Source organism: Brassicibacter thermophilus, assembly GCF_055378355.1.
On record NZ_AP042446.1, the window covers coordinates 1,873,518 to 1,898,104 of the forward strand.

24 protein-coding genes are annotated in these 24,587 nt (G+C 27.8%); 1 reads left to right on the forward strand and 23 read right to left on the reverse strand.

Translation table 11 applies throughout. The features are described 5' to 3' along the window. Positions 1-33: 33 nt before the first annotated feature. The 8 genes from ACZ41D_RS08895 to rplS all read right to left on the reverse strand — a co-directional run bounded on the left by ACZ41D_RS08895 (position 34) and on the right by rplS (position 6,689). Positions 34-1,566, reverse strand: a complete 1,533-nt coding sequence (locus tag ACZ41D_RS08895; protein ID WP_464151087.1) for a YifB family Mg chelatase-like AAA ATPase — start codon at positions 1,564-1,566, stop codon at positions 34-36. Between the two features lie 73 nt (positions 1,567-1,639). Next, positions 1,640-2,284: an HAD family hydrolase gene (locus ACZ41D_RS08900; protein ID WP_464151088.1), complete on the reverse strand. Its 645-nt coding sequence runs from the start codon at positions 2,282-2,284 to the stop codon at positions 1,640-1,642. A 223-nt stretch (positions 2,285-2,507) separates the two neighbouring features. After that, a complete protein-coding gene (locus ACZ41D_RS08905; protein ID WP_464151089.1) occupies positions 2,508-2,861 on the reverse strand; it encodes a YraN family protein in 354 nt (117 codons plus the stop codon). Then, complete coding sequence (locus tag ACZ41D_RS08910; protein WP_464151090.1) at positions 2,861-3,136, reverse strand: EscU/YscU/HrcU family type III secretion system export apparatus switch protein; 276 nt, start codon at positions 3,134-3,136, stop codon at positions 2,861-2,863. The genes ACZ41D_RS08905 and ACZ41D_RS08910 overlap by 1 nt, the downstream gene beginning before the upstream one ends. Before the next feature lie 4 nt (positions 3,137-3,140). Continuing rightward, entirely contained in the window at positions 3,141-4,568 is a 1,428-nt protein-coding gene (locus ACZ41D_RS08915; RefSeq protein ID WP_464151091.1) for a hypothetical protein, read from the reverse strand. Continuing rightward, positions 4,555-5,208, reverse strand: coding sequence for a ribonuclease HII (locus tag ACZ41D_RS08920; protein ID WP_464151092.1), 654 nt, complete (start codon positions 5,206-5,208; stop codon positions 4,555-4,557). Before ACZ41D_RS08920 ends, ACZ41D_RS08915 begins: the two co-directional genes overlap by 14 nt. 13 nt (positions 5,209-5,221) lie before the next feature. After that, entirely contained in the window at positions 5,222-6,100 is an 879-nt protein-coding gene (gene ylqF / locus ACZ41D_RS08925; RefSeq protein WP_464151093.1) for a ribosome biogenesis GTPase YlqF, read from the reverse strand. 241 nt (positions 6,101-6,341) lie between these two features. Then, positions 6,342-6,689, reverse strand: a complete 348-nt coding sequence (rplS, locus tag ACZ41D_RS08930; RefSeq protein ID WP_464151094.1) for a 50S ribosomal protein L19 — start codon at positions 6,687-6,689, stop codon at positions 6,342-6,344. Between the two features lie 251 nt (positions 6,690-6,940). On the opposite strand from rplS, the gene ACZ41D_RS08935 reads away from it, so the two are divergent. Continuing rightward, positions 6,941-8,143: a transposase gene (locus ACZ41D_RS08935; protein ID WP_464151095.1), complete on the forward strand. Its 1,203-nt coding sequence runs from the start codon at positions 6,941-6,943 to the stop codon at positions 8,141-8,143. Positions 8,144-8,656: 513 nt separating this feature from the next. Here ACZ41D_RS08935 and ACZ41D_RS08940 read toward each other — a convergent pair. The 15 genes from ACZ41D_RS08940 to ACZ41D_RS09010 all read right to left on the reverse strand — a co-directional run bounded on the left by ACZ41D_RS08940 (position 8,657) and on the right by ACZ41D_RS09010 (position 24,399). After that, a complete protein-coding gene (locus ACZ41D_RS08940) occupies positions 8,657-10,138 on the reverse strand; it encodes an ISLre2 family transposase (protein WP_464150702.1) in 1,482 nt (493 codons plus the stop codon). Positions 10,139-10,251: 113 nt separating this feature from the next. Next, positions 10,252-10,995, reverse strand: a complete 744-nt coding sequence (gene trmD / locus ACZ41D_RS08945; RefSeq protein WP_464153131.1) for a tRNA (guanosine(37)-N1)-methyltransferase TrmD — start codon at positions 10,993-10,995, stop codon at positions 10,252-10,254. Next, positions 10,995-11,489: a ribosome maturation factor RimM gene (gene rimM, locus ACZ41D_RS08950; protein WP_464151096.1), complete on the reverse strand. Its 495-nt coding sequence runs from the start codon at positions 11,487-11,489 to the stop codon at positions 10,995-10,997. Before rimM ends, trmD begins: the two co-directional genes overlap by 1 nt. 105 nt (positions 11,490-11,594) lie before the next feature. Next, the gene (locus ACZ41D_RS08955; protein WP_464151097.1) at positions 11,595-11,825 is read right to left on the reverse strand and encodes a KH domain-containing protein; all 231 of its coding nucleotides are present in this window, start codon (positions 11,823-11,825) and stop codon (positions 11,595-11,597) included. A 23-nt stretch (positions 11,826-11,848) separates the two neighbouring features. Beyond that, on the reverse strand, positions 11,849-12,121 hold the full coding sequence (gene rpsP, locus ACZ41D_RS08960; protein WP_464151098.1) for a 30S ribosomal protein S16: 273 nt from the start codon (positions 12,119-12,121) through the stop codon (positions 11,849-11,851). Positions 12,122-12,163: 42 nt separating this feature from the next. After that, positions 12,164-13,507, reverse strand: coding sequence for a signal recognition particle protein (ffh, locus tag ACZ41D_RS08965; protein ID WP_464151099.1), 1,344 nt, complete (start codon positions 13,505-13,507; stop codon positions 12,164-12,166). After that, positions 13,504-13,887, reverse strand: coding sequence for a YlxM family DNA-binding protein (gene ylxM, locus ACZ41D_RS08970; RefSeq protein ID WP_464151100.1), 384 nt, complete (start codon positions 13,885-13,887; stop codon positions 13,504-13,506). Before ylxM ends, ffh begins: the two co-directional genes overlap by 4 nt. A gap of 111 nt (positions 13,888-13,998) precedes the next feature. Further along, entirely contained in the window at positions 13,999-15,042 is a 1,044-nt protein-coding gene (gene ftsY / locus ACZ41D_RS08975) for a signal recognition particle-docking protein FtsY (protein ID WP_464151101.1), read from the reverse strand. 13 nt (positions 15,043-15,055) lie between these two features. Further along, positions 15,056-18,637 carry a chromosome segregation protein SMC gene (smc, locus tag ACZ41D_RS08980; protein WP_464151102.1) on the reverse strand — a complete coding sequence of 1,194 codons (3,582 nt, stop codon included), beginning with the start codon at positions 18,635-18,637 and terminating at the stop codon, positions 15,056-15,058. 23 nt (positions 18,638-18,660) lie between these two features. Then, positions 18,661-19,761 carry an elongator complex protein 3 gene (locus ACZ41D_RS08985; RefSeq protein WP_464151103.1) on the reverse strand — a complete coding sequence of 367 codons (1,101 nt, stop codon included), beginning with the start codon at positions 19,759-19,761 and terminating at the stop codon, positions 18,661-18,663. Further along, positions 19,754-20,470, reverse strand: coding sequence for a ribonuclease III (rnc, locus tag ACZ41D_RS08990; protein WP_464151104.1), 717 nt, complete (start codon positions 20,468-20,470; stop codon positions 19,754-19,756). The genes ACZ41D_RS08985 and rnc overlap by 8 nt, the downstream gene beginning before the upstream one ends. 124 nt (positions 20,471-20,594) lie before the next feature. After that, positions 20,595-20,825: an acyl carrier protein gene (gene acpP, locus ACZ41D_RS08995; protein WP_464151105.1), complete on the reverse strand. Its 231-nt coding sequence runs from the start codon at positions 20,823-20,825 to the stop codon at positions 20,595-20,597. Positions 20,826-20,899: 74 nt separating this feature from the next. After that, entirely contained in the window at positions 20,900-21,895 is a 996-nt protein-coding gene (plsX, locus tag ACZ41D_RS09000) for a phosphate acyltransferase PlsX (RefSeq protein ID WP_464151106.1), read from the reverse strand. Between the two features lie 13 nt (positions 21,896-21,908). Then, entirely contained in the window at positions 21,909-22,472 is a 564-nt protein-coding gene (gene fapR, locus ACZ41D_RS09005; protein WP_464151107.1) for a transcription factor FapR, read from the reverse strand. A gap of 445 nt (positions 22,473-22,917) precedes the next feature. Beyond that, positions 22,918-24,399 carry an ISLre2 family transposase gene (locus tag ACZ41D_RS09010; RefSeq protein ID WP_464150702.1) on the reverse strand — a complete coding sequence of 494 codons (1,482 nt, stop codon included), beginning with the start codon at positions 24,397-24,399 and terminating at the stop codon, positions 22,918-22,920. Positions 24,400-24,587: the final 188 nt, after the last annotated feature.

A 24,587-nucleotide genomic window follows, 5' to 3' on the forward strand; every position in this document is an offset into this window, starting at 1 on the left:
TATTTATTCCATTTATAGTAACTAAAAAATATATTATCTCCAAAATTTTCTATCTAAATTTCTATATTGTATAGCTTCAGCTATATGGTCATATTGTATAAGATCTTTTCCATCAAGATCAGCAATAGTTCTTGCAACCTTAAGTATCCTGTTATAAGCTCTTGCACTAAAACCTAATTTATTAAATGCAGATTCTAAAAGTTGCTTTCCTTTATCATCTACTTTGCAATATTTTTGTATCAATTTAGCACTCAGTTGCGAATTAGAAAAAATATTTTCCTTTTTATATCTCTCATTCTGTATTTCTCTAGCCATATTGACTCTTTCTCGGATAGTTGATGAAGACTCTTCTTTATAATCAGTACTATTTAAATCTTCATATTTCACAGGTGATACTTCTATATGTAAATCAATCCTATCTAATAGGGGACCACTTACTTTGTTAAGATACCGTTCAATACTTGCTTGGCTACATGTGCATTCATGAATAGGATCACCATAATATCCACACGGACAAGGGTTCATACTTGCTACTAACATAAACCTTGCTGGATATGTTATCGAAGCATTTACTCGTGATATCGTTACTTTTCCATCTTCCATAGGTTGTCTCAATACTTCTAGTACTTTTTTTTGAAACTCAGGAATTTCGTCTAAAAAAAGTACCCCGTAATGTGCCAATGAAACTTCTCCCGGTTTAGGTATTCTTCCACCACCTATCAAAGAAGTGGCTGAAACCGTATGATGTGGAGATCTAAAAGGTCTTTTATTTATTAAAGAATTACCGCCTAGCAAACCAGAAACGCTATAAATTTTAGTTATTTCAAGGGATTCTTCAAATGTTAATTGTGGTAATATAGATGGTAATCGTCTTGCTATCATAGTTTTACCTGAACCAGGTGGCCCAATCATCAGTATATTATGTAGTCCTGAAGCAGCTACTTCCATAGCCCTTTTTAATGATTTTTGTCCTTTTATATCCTTAAAATCTTCATTATATTCATTTTCACAATATAATTTGTTGCTTATATTCACCTTATACGGTAATATTTCGTATAGACCATTTAAATACAACACTAAATCATGTAAATTTTTTACAGGTATAACATCTATTCCATCAACTACACTACATTCATCTTTATTGCTAAATGGCAATATGACTTTTTTAATACCATTTTCTCTAAGCGAAATAACAAGAGGTAAAGCACCATCTATTTTATTTAGATTACCATCTAACGAAAGTTCGCCCAAAAATGCATATTCTTCAAAATCATTATTTTTTATAATATTTGTAGCTATAAGTATCCCTACAGCAATAGATAAATCAAGTTGGGACCCTTCCTTTCTTAAATTAGCTGGAGCTAAATTTATAGTAATACGATTTAAAGGAAAGTCAAAACCACTATTTTTTATACTAGCTCGAACTCTTTCTTTAGATTCTTTTATAGATGTATCAGCCAAACCAACAATAGTAAATCCTGGAAGCCCTCTTGAAATGTCTGTTTCAACAAATATTATATGGCCCTCTAACCCTTGTAAAACACATGTTTTAACCTTCGATAGCATAAACATCCATCCTTTAACTTTTATTATTTAAAGGGTCCCAAAAATTTAAATTATTGTATTCATAGGGCCCCTTTTATGCTATTTCTTCAAAAGTTTTGATGTATTTATCAGCTATCTTTATTATTTCAGATTTATATTTTAAAGAACTATCATCAGATACAGCATATACTTTCATGCCAGCTCTTTTTGCAGCTAAAACACCTGCATATGTATCTTCAAAAACCAAGCATTTAGCTGGTTCAACATTTAAATCCTTCGCTACTTGAATGAAAATATCTGGACTAGGTTTACCATTTTGAACTTCACATGATGTCCTTATAGTATCAAAAAACTTAAGAATATCATGTTTCTTTAAAACTTCAATAGCAAGTTCTTTAGAATTACTAGTTCCAATACCCAGTTTTTTCTTAAGACTTTTTAAATTAAATATAAAATCTAGTACTCCCTTTTTTAAAGGAATACTATATTTGTAATAGTCAATTGTCATTAATCTCCACTGATTCATAATATCTTCAATTGGTTCAGGTAAATTAAATCGTTTTTTAAAATATTGTGCAGTTTCTTTAAAACTCATTCCTTCTACTGTTTTTTGCAAATCAGGTGGCATATCTAGACCTCTACTTTTCAAAAAATCAATATCTACTTTTTCCCAAACCCACATAGAATCCACTAAAGTACCATCTAAATCAAATATTATAGCTTCAAAACTACTAAGCATATATTGCCTCCATTCTCAACTTCATCATAATTAAAACCATATGATTTTACTGTTTTTATAGTATATTCCAATCCCTAATCTAATTATTTTCATGGTAACTTAAAATCACTCACAATACTTAATATATTAAAATTACCTGGGTAATAGTCATAAAGCGACAATTATTCAAATAAAACAAAATACCTTACAATAATATAATAATATATGACAAAATAACATAACCTTATACCCAAAATGCATTTTTTATATGTTTAATTTTAAAAGGTTTATTTAAATATACTTCAATAATATCAAATCTAAATTGTATTTCTTTAAGCATTTTAAATTTAATGTAAGCTAAAGCAGTATTAATTATTTTTTTTCTTTTTCTATTGTCGACAGCTTCATAGGGAAATCCAAATTTATTGCTTGTCCTAGCTTTAACTTCGATAAAAATTATTATATCATCTTTTTCAGCAATTATATCAATCTCACCTAATTTATTTTTATAATTTTTTTCTAAAATATTATAGTTATTTTTTTTTAAATAATTAACAGCTACCTTTTCTCCTAACATGCCTCTTTCTTTATTGTTCATCACATATCCCCTGCTTTTTCATCTAAATCATAAACAAAGGCTAATATTTCAGCTACAGCAAAATACAACTCTTCTGGAATTTCCTTTCCAATATCTATATTTATTAAATCATTTGCTAATTTATCATCCTTATACATCTTAATATTTTCTTCTTTAGCTTTACTTATTATTTTTTTTGCTATTGCACCTCTACCACTAGCTATTACTTTAGGCGCTAAATCAATATTTTCATATTTCAAAGCAACAGCAATCTTATTTTCATTTTTATTTTCCATAATATTACACCCTTATATCAAATAAATAATTAAAACTATTATTATTAACAAGTAATTCAATAGGATTCCTATTATTACTACTATTATAACATATAACAATATTATCAAAACCATTATCATTAAGAACCTGCTTCAATTTGTACTCTTCTTTTTTAAATAAATCTATATATTTATCCTTTATTTTAAAATCGATACTTATATTATTTCTTTTCATCTCACATACTATTTTTACTAATTCTAATCTTTTAGTTTTAAGATTTATAAAAACTTTAAAATTTTTGTCCTTATTTATTCTACTTTTCTTTAAAAAAAACATATTTTCTTTAAAATTATACTTATCTATCTTAAAAGGAATATAATAAAATCCATAAATACTATTAATTCCTCTTAAAAAATTTAATTTATTGTATATCTCTCTAATTTTTTTCTGAATTTCTTTCGAATTAAATTCTTTTATTGCTAAACTATCTAAACTCTTTATATTTTCTTTTATATTATCCAAATATTTTTCCAGATTCTCCTTACTAAAATTATTTTTCTTACTAAGATTGTTAATATTAATGCATAGTCTATTATTAAATTTATTAAATACTTTCAGTACATTTCTATATTTATTTTTATTATCCTTTAATAACAAAAATTCTAATTCATTAAAGTCTTCCTCTAATATATTTTCACCATTTAAAATCTTAAATAGGTAATATATGTTATTTAGAGAAACTTTTACATTGCTTTTTAATAAAAATATAATTCCTTTAATAAGATCTTGAAAAGAATTTCTATTAATAGCTTCATTTATCATCTTTTTTAGATATGATACTTTAACTACATTATATTTATCCGTATCAACATAATTTGTAGGTTTATTTTCAATATCTAACTTATCAAAATTAAAGTTATTATCATTATACTTATCAATAATCAAATTTGATATATCCTCATCTAATACTTCTATTCCAGGTTTTATTGAATATACTTTTAAGTTATCATCACTGTTCAATAATTTAACTAATTTTTCATATGTTTTAATACTATATACAACGTTTTTTTTATCAATAGGCAACATAAAGTTAATTAATTCTTTTACCACTTCTGCTCTATATTTGCTAGGTTCAATGCCATTCATTTTGAGTAATTCTTTAATACTGTAATCTAAATATTTGTTTTGTCCTTTTTCATTATCTAATATTGATAATATTATTTTATTGTCATAAATAGATTTTACTTGAAAATAAATTTCTTCATTTTTTTTACTAGTTAATAAAGTATCTGTCTTACAACTTATTATTTGTCCATTTTCGGTAACTAATGTAACAAACTCGCCCTTAATTTCAGTAATTTTCCCTTTAAAAATTTTTCCAACTTGATATAAATTATTTAAAAAAAATATAGTTTCTTCCTTATTTATTATATTAGCATTAACTATCTTCATAAAAATCCTCCAAGAAATTAATTTGCTTTTCCTGAGGCAAGATTTTACTTAAAAATGATTTCCTATGTATTGGAGATGGTCCATTTTTTTTAATAGCTAATATATGCTCTTTAGTACCATAACCTTTATTTTTTTCTAAAGAATAACCTTTATAAACTAATGACCATTCTTTACATTTTCTATCTCTGTATACTTTAGCTATAATTGAAGCAGCAGCAATTCCGTGACACTTTTCATCTCCTTTTATGATATTTTTTTGGGGTAAATCTATGTTAATTTTTTCTGCATCGATAAGAACAAAATCTGGTACTAACTTATTGCCTTGTTTATCCTTTATGTTATCTATAGCTTTTTTCATAGCCAAATGAGTTGCATTTTTTATATTAATTTCATCTATAACCTTATTATTAACACATCCTATCCCAATAGCTATAGCCTTTGACACAATAATATTATATAACTCTTCTCTTTTTTTAGGTGTTAGCTTTTTTGAATCCTTTACCCCATTAATTAGTAATCCTTTAGGCATAATTATTGCACATGCAACTACATCACCAGCTAAACATCCTCTCCCAACTTCATCTATACATGCAATATGGTTATATCCTTCTTGCCATATTTCACTTTCTATACTTAGCATATTTATTCCCCCATTAATCAGAAAAATCAGGTAATTCGAGGGTAATTCTACCAATCTTACCTTTCCTAAATTCATCTAAAATTATTTTACTTATTCTCTTATAGTCTATTTCTTTTCCCTTAAGAATACACCCCCTTTTTATAGCAATACTTTCAAGTATACTTAAGGCGTTACTTTTACAAATTTCAATACCATAACGCTCTATTAAAAGTTTAGGTGAAATTTCTACTAATCTTTCTATCAACTTTAATGAAAGAGTTTCGATATCAATTATTTCATCTTTTATCGCACCTGTAAAAGCTAAGTTTAACCCTATTTTTTCATCTTGAAATTTAGGCCATAATACACCAGGAGTATCTAATAGTTCAAAATTCCCTTTTGTTTTAATCCATTGGTTTCCTTTAGTAATACCAGGCTTGTTTCCAACTTTAGCACTTTTTTTATTTACTAAAGAATTTATAAGAGTAGATTTGCCTACATTTGGTATTCCTACAATCATTGCTCTTATAGGTTTGTTTTTTATACCCTTTTTTTCTAATATTCTCCTTTTGCCCTTTGTAATATCATTTGTCAATCTAATTAAGTTTTCTATGCCTTTATCATGATTTTTAGTTGCATTAAGAAAAACAACTTTAATATTCTTTTTAATATAATACTCTTTCCATTTTTTATTTGCTATTTCATTACTTAAATCACACTTATTCATTACAATAATTCTTGGTTTATTTAAAACAATATTGTCAATTTCAGGATTTTTACTACTTATTGGTATCCTGGAATCTAATATTTCAAAAACAATATCGACCAAATTTAAATTCTTTTTAAGTAGATCTATAGTTTTTTTCATATGACCAGGAAACCAATTAATATTTATATTTCCGTTATTATCCATTTTTTCACTCCTTTTTATACTATATTAACTTATTTTAATGATTACATTAAATGTATTAAATATTACTTTATTAGTATAACATAGTTTTTTATTTTGATAATAATATCATTTATGATAATATTCATTATGATATTATAATGTAAAATTAAACTAATACTTTTATAAGAACATAAAAACTAAATTTTAAAAAATTTATTCTTTAAATTAAATAATGAGACTTTAAAAGTCTCATTATTTATCATTAATAATTCATTTTTTCCTTTACTTTAGCAGCTTTTCCTGTCCTACTTCTTAAATAATTAAGTCTTGCTCTTCTAACCTTACCTTTCCTAGTTACTACTAATTTTTCAATCCTTGGTGAATGAAGTGAAAATGTTCTTTCAACTCCTACTCCGTAGGATATTCTTCGTACTGTAAAAGTTTCTCTAATTCCTCCACCTTGTCTTTTAAGTACTATTCCTTCAAAAACTTGAATTCTCTCTCTATTTCCTTCTTTTATTCTATAATGTACTTGAACAGTATCCCCTACATTAAAACTTGGTACATTCTCTTTTAATTGTTCTTGCTCTATCATTTTTATAACATCCATTTATTAAACCTCCCCTCTTCCTAGACGTTCATGTAATATAACAGAGGACCGTCCGTAATGCACAATGCAAGTGACATTATATCATAATTAAGTTAAATTTACAACTTGAGGAAATTGCATAATTTTAAATTGTTGATTTTTCTAAATTTCACTGAACGCAAAAAGGAGTTTCACCCCTAAATGTCGAATATATTAAGTAGACAAACTCAATACCCGAAAGGAGTGAAACTTCTTAAATGTATATTCGACAAATGAGCTTGATTTCCTTTGAGGAAATTATGGAATTTCAACAAGAAACTAAATTAGAGATGATTTTATCTCAGATTGACATTTCTAATTTAGCTTGCAAACTAAGAAAATCTCATAATTCTAAAGGCCCGAAGGGCTATGATCCTGAAACTTTAATTTATGCTTTGATTGCTATGCAAGTAGAAAAAATTCAAACTATAAAAGATTTAGTTCTTAATCTTAAGCAAAATCCTGTTTTAAGATATTGTTGTGGTTTTGGTGTCCTTGGCAAAGTACCATCTGAATCAACTTTTAGCAGATTCTTAGATAAATTAACTCAAACAGATGAACTTGAGCAATTGTTCCATTCTTTAGTTGTTAAAGCAAAAGAACTTAATATAATTGATGGAGAACATATCTCTATTGATTCAACAAAATTAAGTTCTTATGAATCTGCTAAGCGTAAAAAATATATCGTAGATGATGACTATAACCCTAACTGGGGGATAAAAAAAGATACTAATGGTAACACCGTAAAATGGTTTGGTTGGAAGCTTCATATATTATGTGATTCTAAAAGTGAACTACCATTAGATATTTTATTAACCCCAGCAAGCACTTATGATGGCACTGTAGCTATACCTTTAATAAAGCAATTTTTTAATAATTATAAAGATATTTTTAAGCCTAAATATTATGCTATGGATTCTGGATATGACTTTGAGTATGTTTATAAAGATATAATAAACGAATTTAATGGTATTCCAATAATAGCTTACAATCCTAGACGAAGCTATGCTCCACCTGCTGGATTAGATGAAGATTTTAATCCTATCTGCTCCGCAGGATATAAACTAGTGTATTGGGGCAAAGATGGTAGTTATCTTAAATTTCGTTGTCCTCATGTTTTAGGTAAGTGTAATTGCCCTCATGGAATGAATTGGTGTTCTTCTTCTACCTACGGATATACTTTTAAAGTCAATTATAAGGAAAATCCAAGGCATTATGGATATCCTTTAAGATCTTCTACTAGTTGGAAAAAGTTATATGATAAAAGGACATCAGTTGAAAGATGTAATAGTAGACTTAAAGAATATCTGAATTTAGATAACATAAGGTCTAAAGGTATTAAAAAAGCCAAGGTTCACTCATTATTAAATTGCATAGCACTTATAGCTGGAACAATATCGTTAAACTCAAGTAAAACTGTTAATAAAGCTGCCTAACGGCATAAAATTATATTTATTTAGGAGGTTCTTTGCATTATTCAAAAATAAATATCAAAAATATCAAATTTAAAATCTCATTTTCAATAAGCTATCGCTCTATGCTCTTTTTTTCTACTATAAAAAAGATGAATTATGCAATTTCCTCACTTAATTATGACTTTTGATACTGTCAAGTAAAAGTTGGCAAAATTATTATTTTTAAATTTAATCATCCAATTTTGCTGTTTTAATTATGTTTTTATGCCCGATAGGGCAAGAGTATTCTATTTATACTTTCTACAATTTTAAAAATAAATTTACATATACTTTACAATGATTTCAAAATTGTTATTCTATAATACTAGACTTATGATTATAGAATAACAATAAGTCTGAGAGCCCTATTTTTAGGTCTAATTCTATTTATTCATCAGTATTAATGCTCTATTATGTTGTATTTTTTTAGGCTTATATTAGAGCATAGGTATCGTATGTTAGCTTATTCTTTTAAGTTATATAATATATTAGATATTAAAAACTTAGGTTCATTTGACTTGCACATTTGCAACCTAACATGTCCTTTATGGCTTTTCTTCCGTTAGTTACTGAACATTGACTAAATGGCATGCTTGCTCTTTTGTGTTTGTATATCTTGCTTTTCTTTGGCTTTTTATTTACTTCTGCTGCTGTTAATCCTACTTTTTCTATTATTTCTTCAAGCTTTTCTTCTTTTATTTCTTTGTTCAGTAGTGATTTTATTGTTGTTGCTAATTCTTTGCTTGCTTTTTCTGCTAGTATCTTGGCTAAGTTACTGGCTCCTTGTATTGACCAACTTGTTTTATTCCCTTTCATCCTTTGTGCTAATATATCACATATGCTATGTTCCATTGTTCCTAGATTTCTATATTTAATTCCTTCTGGTGGTTGCGGCATATTTATGTCTGGGCGAAGTTTGTAGAGCACTATCCCTTCTTTGTTGTTTACTAGGTAATTATATAGTGCCTGTAATTTCTTCATTTTCTTTTGATTATCATTGTTTTCTATCATTAGTTTTGTTATCATTTCTAATCCTTCTTCTATGTTACCATTGCTTAGTTTCTTTATTATTTCTTTTGCCTTTTTCTTATCTTCTATGTTCTTAAGTACTGCTTGATTTCTATGAAATGGATCTAATTGAAAGTGTGAATTGTCTTCTTTTATAACTTCTTTTATCCAGTTTGCTCCATCTCCATTTACTATTTTTGTTTCTATTTCGTCAGTATTATATTGTTTCGCTATTTTGGCTTGTCTTAGTTTTCTAAATTCTTTACTACTTCCAAAGCTTGCATATGCTTTTTTGTTCTTTAGTACATATCTATCTTTTTTCTCATGCTTCTTCTCCCAGCCTTCATAAAAAATTCCTAATTTTAGTTCTTTTTTCTCTTTTCCCTTAGTCTTTTTATCTTTACCTTGGATATTTATCCACACTCCATCCATTTCTTCAAACAATATTTTTGTTTCTTTTTTGCCTTGTAATTTTTCTTCGTTGTTTAATTTTATTTCGTGTTTTTCTTTTTGTTTTAGTTGTTCTCCTAAGTTTTGTATTATGTTCCAAGCTGCTGAATGACTTATACTTTGGTTTGTCATTTCTGTTATTTTATTTGCTGTTTTTCTATATGATTCATCTGTTGCTAGATCTACTATTTTTTCTACTAGATTTGTAGATATATGTCCTATGGTTTCCATTTTTAAGTATTCATCTAAAAGGCATTTGTAACCTCTTTTACCCTCTTGTGTAGTATATTGATATATTCTACGTTTATATTCAATTTCGCCCATTATTGTTTTTATGGTAGTTTTCTTTAATCCTTTATTTCTATATTCTTCTTTATCTCTTTCTTTCATTAATTTATTATCTAATTTTTCTAATAGCTCTACGAGCATTTCACATGCCTGTCGGCATACAAGCTTATATATAATTTTCTCTAAGTTCTTGAAATTAATTTCTTTTTCATCTAAACTTATATTATACATGTAATCATCCCTTTTATAGTTTTCTTATTAATTACTATTATATTGGATGATTCATATATGTTAAAGGTGCTTTCGGGCATCTTTTTCATTTTTGTTGTTTTTGCCTACTAAAATTATACTCTAAGATGACTTTTTTCTGAAGAAATAATTTTATTTAATATTTCTTGCTCTTCTTTTGTTAGTTTTCTATTATTAAGTAAATCTTTTCTATTTTCATAAGTGATTTTAATTGCTTGATATTTTCGCCATTTTTCTATTTCTTTGTGATTGCCAGATAGCAAAATATCTGGAACTGATAAATTATTAAATTCTCTAGGTCTTGTATATTGAGGATATTCTAACAATCCATTATAAAGAGATTCATCTTCATAAGAATCTTTACTTGATAATACGCCTGGAATTAATCTAACTACTGCATCTACTATCACCATCGCAGCTATTTCACCACCTGTTAAAACATAATCGCCTATAGATATCTCCTCATCTATATAGTTCTCAACAATTCTATTATCTATACCTTCATAGTGGCCACATAGCAATACTAAATGGCTTTCCTTTGAAAGTTTTTTAGCCATTTGTTGATTGAATACTTTTCCCTTAGGTGATAAATATATTATCTTAGATTTTTTAGTTTTAACGCTGTTTATTGCTCTATATATTGGCTCTACTTTCATTATCATTCCAGGACCACCACCATAAGGATAGTCATCGACTCTATTGTGTTTATCTTGAGAAAAATTTCTAATATTAATACAGTTAATATTCACTAGATCATTTTTTACTGCATTTCCTATTATGCTTTCAGAAAATATTGGTGTGAAAAAATTTGGAAACAAAGTTAATATATCAATTTTCATCATATCATTCCTTCAATAGGATTAATAATCATAATGTTTTCATCTAAATTAATTTCCTCAACAAATTCTTTAACAGCAGGAATATAGCATTCTTTACCATTAGCATTTTTAACAACATATACGTCATTACCACCTGGCTGTAATACATCAATAATTTTCCCAATTAGATTATGCTTTTTATCGTAAACATTAAGACCTATTATTTGATAAATAAAATAACTGTTTTCAGGCAATTTTAACGAATCCTTAGCATCTATCAAAATAAATTTATTTTTATACTTTATCACATCATTAATACTATCATACCCATAAAATTTAACCATAACAAGTCCTTTATTGTACCAAACCTTCTCTATTTTTAATTCTTCATCTTCGACATAAACTGTATCCAAATTATCATACCTTTTAGGGTCATCAGTCAGAGGTATGACTTTAAGAAAACCACGTAATCCATGAGTATTAATTATTTTTCCAACTTGGACATACTCAGTCATATCGATACCATCCCACCATCCATTCTTTATATTTCTACATATTAAAATAGGGGGCTACACCCCCATTGTAATAATTATTTACATAATATAATTATGGTTAATTAATTATTGGATTATTTCTACAACCACTCTCTTATTTTCTTTTATAGCTGCAGCCTTAACAACAGTCCTTATAGCTTTAGCTATTCTTCCTTGTTTTCCAATAATTTTTCCCATATCATCAGAAGCTACTTTCAGTTCAATTATAACTGACTGAGTTCCCTCTACCTCATTTACTACAACTTCTTCAGGTTTATCCACAAGAGCTTTAGCAATAATTTCCACCAATTCACCCACTAAGTTCACCCCCTTAGAAGCTTCTATTCAGCTTTTTTAGCTTCTTCAAGTTTATCATATACACCATTTTCCTTAAATAATTTGTTTACTGTATCAGTAGGTTTTGCTCCATTATTAAGCCATTTTACAGCTTTTTCATCATCTATCTTTATTTCTTTAGGTTCTGAAACAGGATTATAATATCCTAACTCTTCAATAAACCTTCCATCTCTTGGAGAACGAGAATCAGCAACTACAATTCTATAAAAAGGTTTTTTCTTTGCTCCCATCCTCTTTAATCTAATCTTAACAGCCATTTTTTCACCTCCTTTAAAATAACACAATCAAATATCTATTATCTATTTGAAAAACGGGAGTTTAAGTTTTCCCTTTTTTCTCATGGTTTTCTCCATACCAGAAAATCGTTTAAACATTTTCTTAGTTTCTTTATACTGTTTAATCAGTTTATTCACATCCTGAACCTTAGTCCCACTGCCCAGAGCAATTCTCTTTCTTCTACTACTATCAATTATAGAAGGATTTTGACGTTCTTCTTTAGTCATAGATTTTATTATTGCTTCAATACGAACAAGCTCTTTTTCATCAACATTTAGCCCTTTCAGTTGCTTTGAATTTACTCCTGGAATCATTTCTAGCAATTCATCTAAAGGTCCAAGATTCTTTACTTGTTCAAGCTGATCTAAAAAGTCATCAAATGTAAACTGCTGGCTTCTTAACTTTTTCTCCATTTCCATAGCTTTTTTTAAATCCAAATTTGATTGAGCTTTTTCTATAAGGCTTAATACATCACCCATACCTAAAATTCTTGAAGCCATTCTATCAGGATAAAAAACTTCTAATTGGTCTAATTTTTCACCCATACCAACAAACTTGATTGGTTTTTGTGTTACTGCACTAATTGACAGAGCAGCACCTCCCCTTGCATCACCATCAAGTTTAGTCAATATTACACCAGTTATCCCTAATCTTTTGTTAAATGTATCTGCTACAGTAACAGCATCCTGACCAGTCATAGAGTCAACAACTAATAATATTTCTGAAGGCTTAACATTATTTTTAATATTTTCAAGTTCCTGCATCAAATTATCATCAACATGAAGTCGACCAGCAGTATCAATAATAACCACATCATTTCCATTCTTCTTAGCATATTCTACTGAAGCCATAGCAATATTTACTGGGTCATTTTTATTTCCCATTGAAAACACTTCGGCCCCAATTTTTTCGCCAACTACTTGTAGTTGTTTAATAGCAGCTGGCCTATATACGTCACAAGCTACTAATAAAGGTTTTTTCCCTTTTTTTATTAGTAAACCACCAAGCTTTGCAGATGTAGTAGTTTTACCAGCACCTTGCAATCCACACATCATTATAACAGATGGAGGTGTCGAAGCAAATTCTATTTTACTTTCCTTTTCCCCCATCAATTTAGTTAGCTCTTCATTAACAATTTTAATTACATGCTGTCCAGGAGTAAGGCTTTCCATTACTTCAGCTCCAACAGCTCTTTCTTTTACATTATTAATAAACTTTTTTACTACTTTAAAATTGACATCAGCTTCTAATAAAGCAAGCTTCACTTCTCTCATTGCAGTATTTACATCTTTTTCAGTCAATTTTCCTTTATTTTTAAGCTTTTTTAGGGCTCCTTGCAACTTATCAGCTAAGCTCTCAAAAATCATTCTTTAACCTCCTGATTAATATCCAATATGCTCAATGCAATTTTCTCAATATTTTCTGCATATTTATATATCCTTTTTGAATCACATATATCCGCTTCTTGTTTTATTTTTCTAGTGTATTTTAATATTTCTTCAATTTTTTTATTCCAAGTTCTAAATCTTTTTATTAATCCAAGCGTTTCCTCGTATTTATATAGCTTTAATTCTGACCTTTTTAATATGTCATATACACCTTGTCTGCTAATATTAAGTTGCTCACCTATTTCGCTTAATGATAAGTCATAAATATAATATAATTCAATAACAGTATTTTGATTTTTACTTAAAAGGTTACCATAGAAATCATATAATAGACCTATTTCCACCATTTTGTCAAACATCATGAATCACCAAGATAGTGTAAAGTTTTTTACTTGACAGGAGTATTTTATAATAAAACTATACATCTGTCAACTATTTTAAAGTATTAAAACACTTTTTGATAGATTAATTTATTCAGAAAATAAAGCTTCAGCAAAGCTTACTGGATCAAAATCTTGTAAATCATCAACAGTTTCACCAACCCCTACAAGCTTTACAGGAACATTCAATTCGGACTGAACAGCAAGAACTACACCGCCCTTTGCTGTCCCATCAAGTTTAGTTAAAACAATTCCAGTTATATTACATGCTTCCTTAAACGTTTTAGCTTGAATAACAGCATTTTGTCCTGTAGTAGCATCTACAACTAACAAAATTTCCTTAGTTGCATTAGGATATTCTTTGTCAACTACTCTAAAAATTTTATTAAGTTCATTCATTAAATTCTTTTTATTATGCAACCTGCCAGCAGTATCACATATCAAAACATCTATATTTCGTGCTTTAGCAGCCTGTATTCCATCAAAAATTACTGCAGCAGGATCTGAACCTTCTTGATGTGAGATTACATCTACATTAGCTCTATTCCCCCACTCTTCTAATTGTTCAATTGCTGCTGCTCTAAATGTATCTCCAGCAGTTATTAAAACTTTTTTACCTTCTTTTTTTAATCTATATGCTAATTTACCTATTGTCGTAGTTTTTCCAACACCATTTACTCCTACAACTAATATTATTGATGGCGTTGGTTCAATATTTAATTTATTTTCACTCTTTACATCACAAAGTATTTTTATTAACTCTTCCTTAAGTGCTTTTTTAATATTATCCACTTCATTAATCTTTTCTGCTCTAACTCTATCCTTTAAGTTGTCTATTATCCTAATAGTTGTATTTACACCTACATCAGCAGTTATTAATACTTCTTCAATTTCTTCAAAAAGTTCCTCATCAATTTTCTTATAACTATTTAAAATGCTATCAATTTTTTGTGTCATTCCTTTTCTTGTTTTAGAAAGTCCTTTTTTTAATTTAGTAAAGAAATTATCATTTTTAGATGAATTGTCATAACTTGTTGTATTATTATTTTCATCAGTATTAATTTCTTGTACAACCGAACTCTCCACTTCTTTTTCCACTTCTTTTTTCCGTTTTCCAAAAAAATTTTTAAACATATTTTCTTCCTCCTCAACTAACTTTTTCTTCAGACTTATCTGGTAGTTTCACAGATATAATCTTGCTTACTCCCTTCTCTTGCATAGTAACTCCATACATAGAATCAACTGACTCCATAGTTCCTTTCCTATGAGTTATAACTATAAACTGAGTTTTCTTAGAAAATTCTCTTAAATAATCAGCAAATCTATAAACATTAGCATCATCCAATGCTGCCTCTATCTCATCCAATATACAAAATGGTGTTGGTTTAGTATGTAAAATAGCAAAGAGAAGCGCTATAGCAGTTAAAGCTCTTTCACCTCCAGACATTAGTGAAAGATTTTTAAGTTTCTTTCCAGGAGGTTGAGCAATAATTTCAATCCCACTATTCAAAATATCTCCTTCATCTTCAAGAAAAATGTCAGCCTTCCCGCCACCAAACAATTTATTAAATACCATATTAAAATTTTCCCTAATTATTTGGAATTTCTCACTAAATTGCTCTTTCATTTTCATTTCCATATCTTTGATCACTTTTCTAAGAGAATTTTGAGCAGCTAAAAGATCATTTTCCTGTTCTTTAATGAATTTAAATCTGTCATTCACTCTTTCAAATTCCTTAATTGAATCTAAATTAATATTACCTAAAGACTTAATTTTATTTTTTAATACTCTTATTTCTTGTTGAGATTTCGATATGTTATTAATCTCCTTTTTGTATTTTAAAGCCATCTGATAACTTAACTCATATTCTTCCCATAATTTATTTACATAATTATCAAGAAGCATTTCATCTTTAGTATATTTTATTTCAAGTGTTTTCAAACTATCTTCTAAATCTTTTATTATATCATTAATATTTTTAAACCTATCTTTCTCTTTATAAAAAGATTGGAGTAAATTGTTTTTTTCATTTTTTATTTCTGTCAGATTAACATCATATTCAATTACCATAGCTGAAAGTTCATTACTTTTAGCTAAAATATCATTAATATTAACTTCTAACGTTTCTATTTGATGAATTATTTTATTATACTCATCATTTTTTTTATTAATATTAATTACAATGTCTAATTTATCTTTTTCAAGTTTATTTAAAGATTCTTGATAAGAATTTATTTTTTCTTGGTAAGAAGCAATAGTTACTTTTAACTCTGTCATATTTTTATCGAGAATATCTTTTTTCTCCTTCTTTTCTTGAAAAGATTTAATCTTTTCATCAATATTAATTTGTATATTATTATTTTGGTTATTCAAACTATCTAATTCCTTTTCTAAGACTTTTAATTTATTTTTAGTATCCTCCAACTCACAAACTAATTCCTTCTTTTCTTTCTCATATTTAGATAATTGAACATCCATATTCTTTAAGCTATCAAGAGTATTGTTATAATCATTTTTGATATTAATTTTATCTACATTTAGTTTATTAATTTTTTCATCTAAAGCATTAATATCGTCACCTTTTTCTTTAATTATATTTTTTAATAAAGTAAATTTATTATTTTGAATTAAAATATCATTTTTTAAATCATCTATTTCTTTTTCAATGTCCTTTAACTGTCTCTCTCTCCCTATGAGGTTTGTACTAGAATGTTTATAGCTTCCACCTGTTATTGAACCACCAGGATTAATTACATCACCATCTAGACTCACAATTTTTATAGAATAATTACATTTTTTAGCAATATCTACTCCAACATCAACATTCTCAACAATTAGTACCCTACCTAAAAGGTATTCAACTATATTTTTATATAAATTATCAAAATGTACTATTTCTGAAGCTACTCCAATTGCTCCCTTACATGATAACAGTGCTCTCTCTTTAGGTAATAATTTTTTACCTCTAATTGAAGATATTGGAAGGAAAGTAGCTCTTCCTAATTTATTAGATTTTAAATAAGTTATAATTCGTTTAGCGTCTTCTTCTGTATCAGTTACAATATTTTGAACTGAAGCCCCTAAAGCTATCTCTACAGCTTTTTCATATTTTTTATCAACAGCAATCAATTCAGCTACGGCTCCTCTAACTCCATGGCCTAAAGTTTTATCTTTTTTAGCAGCTAATAACACATTTTTAACACTTTTATAAAACCCTTCGTAATCATTTTTCATTTCATTAAGTAATTTATAATTTGAAATTTTTCCTTGTAATTGACCTTTTAACATGTCAATTTTCTTTGATAGCTCTAAAACTTTCATCTCACACAAATCTTTTTCTTTCAACAATGAATTCTTTTTTTCATAATTCATATTGATATCCAAATCTAAATCTACTAAATCTTTTTTTAATAATTTTAAGTTATCCTCTAAAGAACATTTTTTAGATTTAATTTCTAATATATCGTTATTAATTTGTTCAATTCTTTTTTTTATACTCTGATTGAAAGAAATAATACTATTCATATTACTCTTTTTTTCTGATATTAAATTTAAAGTTTCAATAATATTGCCTTTTTTTTCTTCAATATTCTTTTCATACTCATTTATCTCTGTTATTAGCTCTTCAAGTTCACGGCGTTTAATTTCATATTTATCAATTATATCCTTAAGTCTAGATTCTATTATTTGTTTCTCATTTTGAATACTTATTTTTTCATTATCAATTTTATTTACTTTCAATTTTAAACTATCAATTTCCCTTAATATTCTATCTTGTTCCTTCTTAGAAAAATTTAGCTTTTCCTTACATAATTTCAAATTTCCACGAAGTTTTTCAACATTATTTTCTGTATTATATTTTAATTCTTGAATCTTTTCTATTTTGCTATCAATTTCTTCAATTTTATTTTTTATATTATTATATCTTTTTTCAATTTTATCTTTTTCATTTTTATTATACTCAAGCTGTTTTTCAACAAGCTGTTTTTGAGATTCTATTTGTAAAACCTGAGCCTTTAATCTTTCAATCTCTCTTATATATACATTGACTTCAAGTATCTTTAATTTTTCAGATAATTCTATATACTCTTTAGCCTTAGCAGATTGATGTTCTAAAGGTATCATCTGAGCTTGCAATTCATTAATTATATCATTTAGCCTTGTAAGATTTTCTTTTACTTTACTTAGTTTTTTTTCTGATTCTTCTTTCCTCGATTTATATTTTACTATTCCAGCTGCCTCTTCAAAAATAATTCGTCTATCATCAGATTTAGAACTTAGTATTTCATCTATTTTACCTTGTCCAATTATTGAATAACCATCTTTTCCTACCCCTGTATCCATAAATAATTCCCTAATATCTTTAAGTCTACATGAAGTTTTATTTATATAATATTCACTTTCACCTGACCTAAAAACTCTTCGTGTAACAGAAACTTCATCATAATCAATTGGTAAATCTCCTTCTTTATTATCAAGTACAAGACTTACCTCTGCATATCCCAAAGGCTTTCTATTAGCAGTGCCTGCAAATATAACATCATCCATTTTACTTCCTCTTAAAGTTTTGACGCTTTGCTCTCCTAAAACCCACCTTAAAGCGTCAGCAATATTGCTCTTGCCACTTCCATTAGGACCAACTATCGCAGTTATTCCACCTTCAAAATCAATCTCTGTTTTATTTGCAAATGATTTAAATCCATATAATTCTAAACGTTTTAAATGCAAATTTCCACACCTCTTTAATATATTTACTGTTTTTTACAAAATATAATTCCATTATTACATAGGTAGTCTTCTATATATTTACGCCTTTCTATCTTTTCAAAACTATTATTAATTTTTATAAAAAAATAATCTTTTGGTATATCTTCTTTTTCAATTTTTATTTCGCGTATACCATATTTATTTTTAATATATCTTAAATTTATAGATCTTTGACCTATAATTTTATCAACTTCAAATTTATTGATTTTTATATGAATACTATCGTAAAAATTATTAATCTTAAGAAAGTATTGTTCTAGAATTTTTTTGTAAATTTCACCTTCTACGAGTTGTCTAAATGCTGGATGATAAGGCCCTGCAACAACATCCTTTTCAGTTGAAATATTGTCAGTAGCCTGCAAGCCTACCCTGATTACATCTATTCCATAGTACTCAAAAATCATCATGATAATAGTAGATATATCTATCCCTTTTTCAATAGAAAGAGGTTCATATTTACCATTAATGTACATTTTTTCTAAGAAAGTTTCACTAATAACTAAAGTAGGGTATATTCTAACAAAATTTGGTTTAATTTTTGCAATCTTTAAAGCTGTGGAAATCGCTTTTTCTTTTGTATCACCAGGTAACCCTATCATCATCTGCAAACCTAAAGTAAAGTTATACTCTTTAATCATATTTACTGCATTTATAACATCAGTTGCTGAATGACCACGAAAACTTTTTTGTAATACACCATCATCAAGAGATTGTACTCCTAATTCAATTATATCAACCCCATTATATTTTAGTAAATCTAATATATCATTGTTGATATAATCAGGTCTTGTAGATAGTCTAATTTTATTAACAATTCCAGCTTTTTTATAGTTATTAGCTATTTGTAGAAATTCTTTTTGAATATCTGTTTTAATTCCAGTAAAACTACCTCCAAAAAATGCTATTTCAAGTGTTTGATTCGTACTAGGTATAGTCTTTAAGCAATTTTCTATAATATTTTTAACTTCTTTAGAAGTAATGTCTGTGCTTAAACCTGTAATTTTTTTTTGATTACAAAATACACAATCATGAGGACATCCTCTATGAGGAACAAATATTGGAATTATATGATGTATTCTACTCATTTATTAACCCCATTTCATATAAAGCTCTTCTCGCTGAAGATTGTTCAGCTTCTTTCTTGCTTCTTCCATATCCACTTCCTATAACCTTATTCCCAACTCTTACTTCCATGTAAAATATCTTATTATGATCAGGACCTTCTTCTTTCAATATTCTATAGTCAATTTTAGATTTTGTTTGTTTCTGTAATACTTCTTGCAACTGAGTCTTATAATCAATAAATATTTCAAAACCATTAACTGCATTATGAATAATATCTTTGAGATTAATCAAAACAAATTTTTTTGCAGGAACCATACCTCCATCAACATATATTGCTCCTATCAATGATTCAAAAGCATCAGCTAAAATTGAATCTCTACTCCTACCACCTGTAGCCTCTTCACCATTACCTAATAAAAGATATTTGCCTAGGCACATTTTTCTTGCAATATATGCAAGGGATGGTTCACATACCACAGTTGCTCTCAACTTTGTAAGTTCTCCTTCAGGGTAATTAGGATATTTCATAAAAATATAATCACTTACACACAAGCCCAATACTGAATCTCCTAAAAACTCGAGTCTTTCATTGTTCTGAATCTTTTTTTTTCTATGTTCATTAGCATATGAGCTATGCGTTAAAGCTCTATTTAATATTTCTTTATCTTTAAATTTGTATCCTATTTTTTCCATTATCTCTTTTAATAATTCTTCCCTATATTTATGCAAAACTATGACCTCCAACTTTTTTGAAGTATCGTAGATATTCTAAATCATTTTAAAATATTTACAATACCTCATAAATAAATTATTAATTTATTTTTCAAAGCCCCCATTTTTGGGGGCGTATTACTTAATCAATATGTTCTTGTATATAACCAACTGCATCTTCAACAGTTGTAATTTTCTCAGCATCCTCATCTGGAATTTCAATACCAAATTCATCTTCAATTGACATAATAAGTTCTACAACGTCTAATGAATCAGCATTTAGATCATCTTGGAAAGAAGATTCTAATGAAATTTCTTCTTCATCAATTTCTAACTGCTCAGATATTATTTTTCTTATTTTTTCAAATATCATGTTATCACCTCCTCTACAAAAATCAAATTACTAAATATTATATAGAATTATTAACTTTATCGCAATTATCTATGTTAATTTTCTAATGCACTAATATCTGCCTCAATTTTTTCAACAACATTATTTTCAACAAACAATATTCCTTGTCTTATTGCATTCATTATCGCCTTTGAATCTGAACTACCATGAGCTTTTATCACGGCGCCTTTAACTCCTAATAGCGGTGCACCACCATATTCAGAGTAGTCTAACCTCTTTTTAAAATTTTTAAGTCTTGATTTTAATATAAATGCACCAAGCTTTGTAAAAAAATTTTTAGTAAATTCATCTTTTAATGTTGAAAAAATAGTATATGCTAATCCTTCAGTAAGTTTTAATATTACATTTCCAGTAAAACCATCACAAACTATAACATCTGCATGTCCTTTTGGAATGTCTCTAGCTTCCAAATTCCCAATAAAATTTACATTCGTCCTTTCAAGCAAATCATAAGTAGATTTATAAAGTTCATTCCCCTTACCTTTTTCTACTCCTACATTTACCAAACCTACCTTTGGTGATTCAATTTTTAATATTCTTTGGCAATAGACAGACCCCATAACAGCAAACTGCTGGAGATATTTAGCTTTACAATCCGCATTAGCTCCAGCATCGATTAACAAAGAAATTCCTTTTTTAGTAGGATACACAGACGCTAAAGCCCCTCTATCTATTCCTTTAATTCTTTTTACAATTAAAATACCTCCACTTAATAAAGCTCCTGTATTTCCTGCAGATATTATTCCATCAGCATATCCTTCCTTAACTAAATTTAGCCCTACAACCATTGATGATTTTTTCTTCCTTCGTATTGCCATAGCAGGTTCTTCATCGTTTTCTATAATTTCGTCAGCATCAATAATATCAATCAACTGATTATTATAATTATATTTACTCAATTCCTTTTCTATTATACTTTTATAACCAACCAAAATTATATGTACATTAAACTGATTTACTGCTTCAACACTACCTTTTACGGTAGACATAGGAGCATTATCTCCACCCATTGCATCAACAACTAATTTCATAATCAACCTCCTGCTATTGTTCTACAGAAACCAGAATATATTTACCTCTAAAAACTTGTTTTTGTCCTACATAAATAAATACGTGAACAAAATATTTGTTACCTCTTCTTTTTACAACTTCAGCTTTCGCAATTAACTTACTTCCTGCCTTAACTGGAGTTTTATATTTTATATTTGCAACGCCTGTCAATGCTACTTCAGCATCAATAACTGCAATTGCTAAAGATTCTGCTTGAGCAAAAATATAATGTCCTCTAACTATATTTGTTTTTTTAAATCCCATATCTTCATCTGTCTCAAGAATAGAAATACCACTTTTGCCTAAATTTAAATCTACAAGCTCGCCAACTATTTCAGTTCCACCTATAGCTCTTACTTTTGAATAATTTTGTTCTGCAACATTTTTTATCCTTTCACGCAATTCAGGAATACCCAATTCCAGTCTATCTAATCTTATAGTTTGAATACTAACATTAAACTCTTGCATCAATTCTTCATCGGTTAAAAATGGGTCTTCCTTTAATCTATTCCTTAGCCTAAGCTGTCTATCTTTTTTGCTTAACCTTTTATTACCCATCATTTCACCTCAAACAATAAATACATATTTTATTTATCCACTAACAATTTAAAATATATATTAGTTAGATAAAAATTGCAAGTCTTTCAAAAAGTATGATACTGTCAAGTAAAAGTTGGCAAAATTATTATTTTTAAATTTAATCATCCAATTTTGCTGTTTTAATTATGTTTTTATGCCCGATAGGGCAAGAGTATTCTATTTATACTTTCTACAATTTTAAAAATAAATTTACATATACTTTACAATGATTTCAAAATTGTTATTCTATAATACTAGACTTATGATTATAGAATAACAATAAGTCTGAGAGCCCTATTTTTAGGTCTAATTCTATTTATTCATCAGTATTAATGCTCTATTATGTTGTATTTTTTTAGGCTTATATTAGAGCATAGGTATCGTATGTTAGCTTATTCTTTTAAGTTATATAATATATTAGATATTAAAAACTTAGGTTCATTTGACTTGCACATTTGCAACCTAACATGTCCTTTATGGCTTTTCTTCCGTTAGTTACTGAACATTGACTAAATGGCATGCTTGCTCTTTTGTGTTTGTATATCTTGCTTTTCTTTGGCTTTTTATTTACTTCTGCTGCTGTTAATCCTACTTTTTCTATTATTTCTTCAAGCTTTTCTTCTTTTATTTCTTTGTTCAGTAGTGATTTTATTGTTGTTGCTAATTCTTTGCTTGCTTTTTCTGCTAGTATCTTGGCTAAGTTACTGGCTCCTTGTATTGACCAACTTGTTTTATTCCCTTTCATCCTTTGTGCTAATATATCACATATGCTATGTTCCATTGTTCCTAGATTTCTATATTTAATTCCTTCTGGTGGTTGCGGCATATTTATGTCTGGGCGAAGTTTGTAGAGCACTATCCCTTCTTTGTTGTTTACTAGGTAATTATATAGTGCCTGTAATTTCTTCATTTTCTTTTGATTATCATTGTTTTCTATCATTAGTTTTGTTATCATTTCTAATCCTTCTTCTATGTTACCATTGCTTAGTTTCTTTATTATTTCTTTTGCCTTTTTCTTATCTTCTATGTTCTTAAGTACTGCTTGATTTCTATGAAATGGATCTAATTGAAAGTGTGAATTGTCTTCTTTTATAACTTCTTTTATCCAGTTTGCTCCATCTCCATTTACTATTTTTGTTTCTATTTCGTCAGTATTATATTGTTTCGCTATTTTGGCTTGTCTTAGTTTTCTAAATTCTTTACTACTTCCAAAGCTTGCATATGCTTTTTTGTTCTTTAGTACATATCTATCTTTTTTCTCATGCTTCTTCTCCCAGCCTTCATAAAAAATTCCTAATTTTAGTTCTTTTTTCTCTTTTCCCTTAGTCTTTTTATCTTTACCTTGGATATTTATCCACACTCCATCCATTTCTTCAAACAATATTTTTGTTTCTTTTTTGCCTTGTAATTTTTCTTCGTTGTTTAATTTTATTTCGTGTTTTTCTTTTTGTTTTAGTTGTTCTCCTAAGTTTTGTATTATGTTCCAAGCTGCTGAATGACTTATACTTTGGTTTGTCATTTCTGTTATTTTATTTGCTGTTTTTCTATATGATTCATCTGTTGCTAGATCTACTATTTTTTCTACTAGATTTGTAGATATATGTCCTATGGTTTCCATTTTTAAGTATTCATCTAAAAGGCATTTGTAACCTCTTTTACCCTCTTGTGTAGTATATTGATATATTCTACGTTTATATTCAATTTCGCCCATTATTGTTTTTATGGTAGTTTTCTTTAATCCTTTATTTCTATATTCTTCTTTATCTCTTTCTTTCATTAATTTATTATCTAATTTTTCTAATAGCTCTACGAGCATTTCACATGCCTGTCGGCATACAAGCTTATATATAATTTTCTCTAAGTTCTTGAAATTAATTTCTTTTTCATCTAAACTTATATTATACATGTAATCATCCCTTTTATAGTTTTCTTATTAATTACTATTATATTGGATGATTCATATATGTTAAAGGTGCTTTCGGGCATCTTTTTCATTTTTGTTGTTTTTGCCTACTAAAATTATACTCTAAGAAAAAGTATAAATTTCCTTTCAAATATCAGTACTAGCACAAATAAAGAAAGATAGTGATAAAA

Excerpts from the sequence above, each read along its gene's own strand:
- ACZ41D_RS08895 (WP_464151087.1), bottom strand. The coding sequence starts at position 1,566 with ATGCTATCGAAGGTTAAAACATGTGTTTTACAAGGGTTAGAGGGCCAT.
- ACZ41D_RS08900 (WP_464151088.1), bottom strand. The coding sequence starts at position 2,284 with ATGCTTAGTAGTTTTGAAGCTATAATATTTGATTTAGATGGTACTTTA.
- ACZ41D_RS08905 (WP_464151089.1), bottom strand. The coding sequence starts at position 2,861 with ATGAACAATAAAGAAAGAGGCATGTTAGGAGAAAAGGTAGCTGTTAAT.
- ACZ41D_RS08910 (WP_464151090.1), bottom strand. The coding sequence starts at position 3,136 with ATGGAAAATAAAAATGAAAATAAGATTGCTGTTGCTTTGAAATATGAA.
- ACZ41D_RS08915 (WP_464151091.1), bottom strand. The coding sequence starts at position 4,568 with ATGAAGATAGTTAATGCTAATATAATAAATAAGGAAGAAACTATATTT.
- ACZ41D_RS08920 (WP_464151092.1), bottom strand. The coding sequence starts at position 5,208 with ATGCTAAGTATAGAAAGTGAAATATGGCAAGAAGGATATAACCATATT.
- ylqF (WP_464151093.1), bottom strand. The coding sequence starts at position 6,100 with ATGGATAATAACGGAAATATAAATATTAATTGGTTTCCTGGTCATATG.
- rplS (WP_464151094.1), bottom strand. The coding sequence starts at position 6,689 with ATGGATGTTATAAAAATGATAGAGCAAGAACAATTAAAAGAGAATGTA.
- ACZ41D_RS08935 (WP_464151095.1), top strand. The coding sequence starts at position 6,941 with ATGAGCTTGATTTCCTTTGAGGAAATTATGGAATTTCAACAAGAAACT.
- ACZ41D_RS08940 (WP_464150702.1), bottom strand. The coding sequence starts at position 10,138 with ATGTATAATATAAGTTTAGATGAAAAAGAAATTAATTTCAAGAACTTA.
- trmD (WP_464153131.1), bottom strand. The coding sequence starts at position 10,995 with ATGAAAATTGATATATTAACTTTGTTTCCAAATTTTTTCACACCAATA.
- rimM (WP_464151096.1), bottom strand. The coding sequence starts at position 11,489 with ATGACTGAGTATGTCCAAGTTGGAAAAATAATTAATACTCATGGATTA.
- rpsP (WP_464151098.1), bottom strand. The coding sequence starts at position 12,121 with ATGGCTGTTAAGATTAGATTAAAGAGGATGGGAGCAAAGAAAAAACCT.
- ffh (WP_464151099.1), bottom strand. The coding sequence starts at position 13,507 with ATGATTTTTGAGAGCTTAGCTGATAAGTTGCAAGGAGCCCTAAAAAAG.
- ylxM (WP_464151100.1), bottom strand. The coding sequence starts at position 13,887 with ATGTTTGACAAAATGGTGGAAATAGGTCTATTATATGATTTCTATGGT.
- ftsY (WP_464151101.1), bottom strand. The coding sequence starts at position 15,042 with ATGTTTAAAAATTTTTTTGGAAAACGGAAAAAAGAAGTGGAAAAAGAA.
- ACZ41D_RS08985 (WP_464151103.1), bottom strand. The coding sequence starts at position 19,761 with ATGAGTAGAATACATCATATAATTCCAATATTTGTTCCTCATAGAGGA.
- acpP (WP_464151105.1), bottom strand. The coding sequence starts at position 20,825 with ATGATATTTGAAAAAATAAGAAAAATAATATCTGAGCAGTTAGAAATT.
- plsX (WP_464151106.1), bottom strand. The coding sequence starts at position 21,895 with ATGAAATTAGTTGTTGATGCAATGGGTGGAGATAATGCTCCTATGTCT.
- fapR (WP_464151107.1), bottom strand. The coding sequence starts at position 22,472 with ATGGGTAATAAAAGGTTAAGCAAAAAAGATAGACAGCTTAGGCTAAGG.
- ACZ41D_RS09010 (WP_464150702.1), bottom strand. The coding sequence starts at position 24,399 with ATGTATAATATAAGTTTAGATGAAAAAGAAATTAATTTCAAGAACTTA.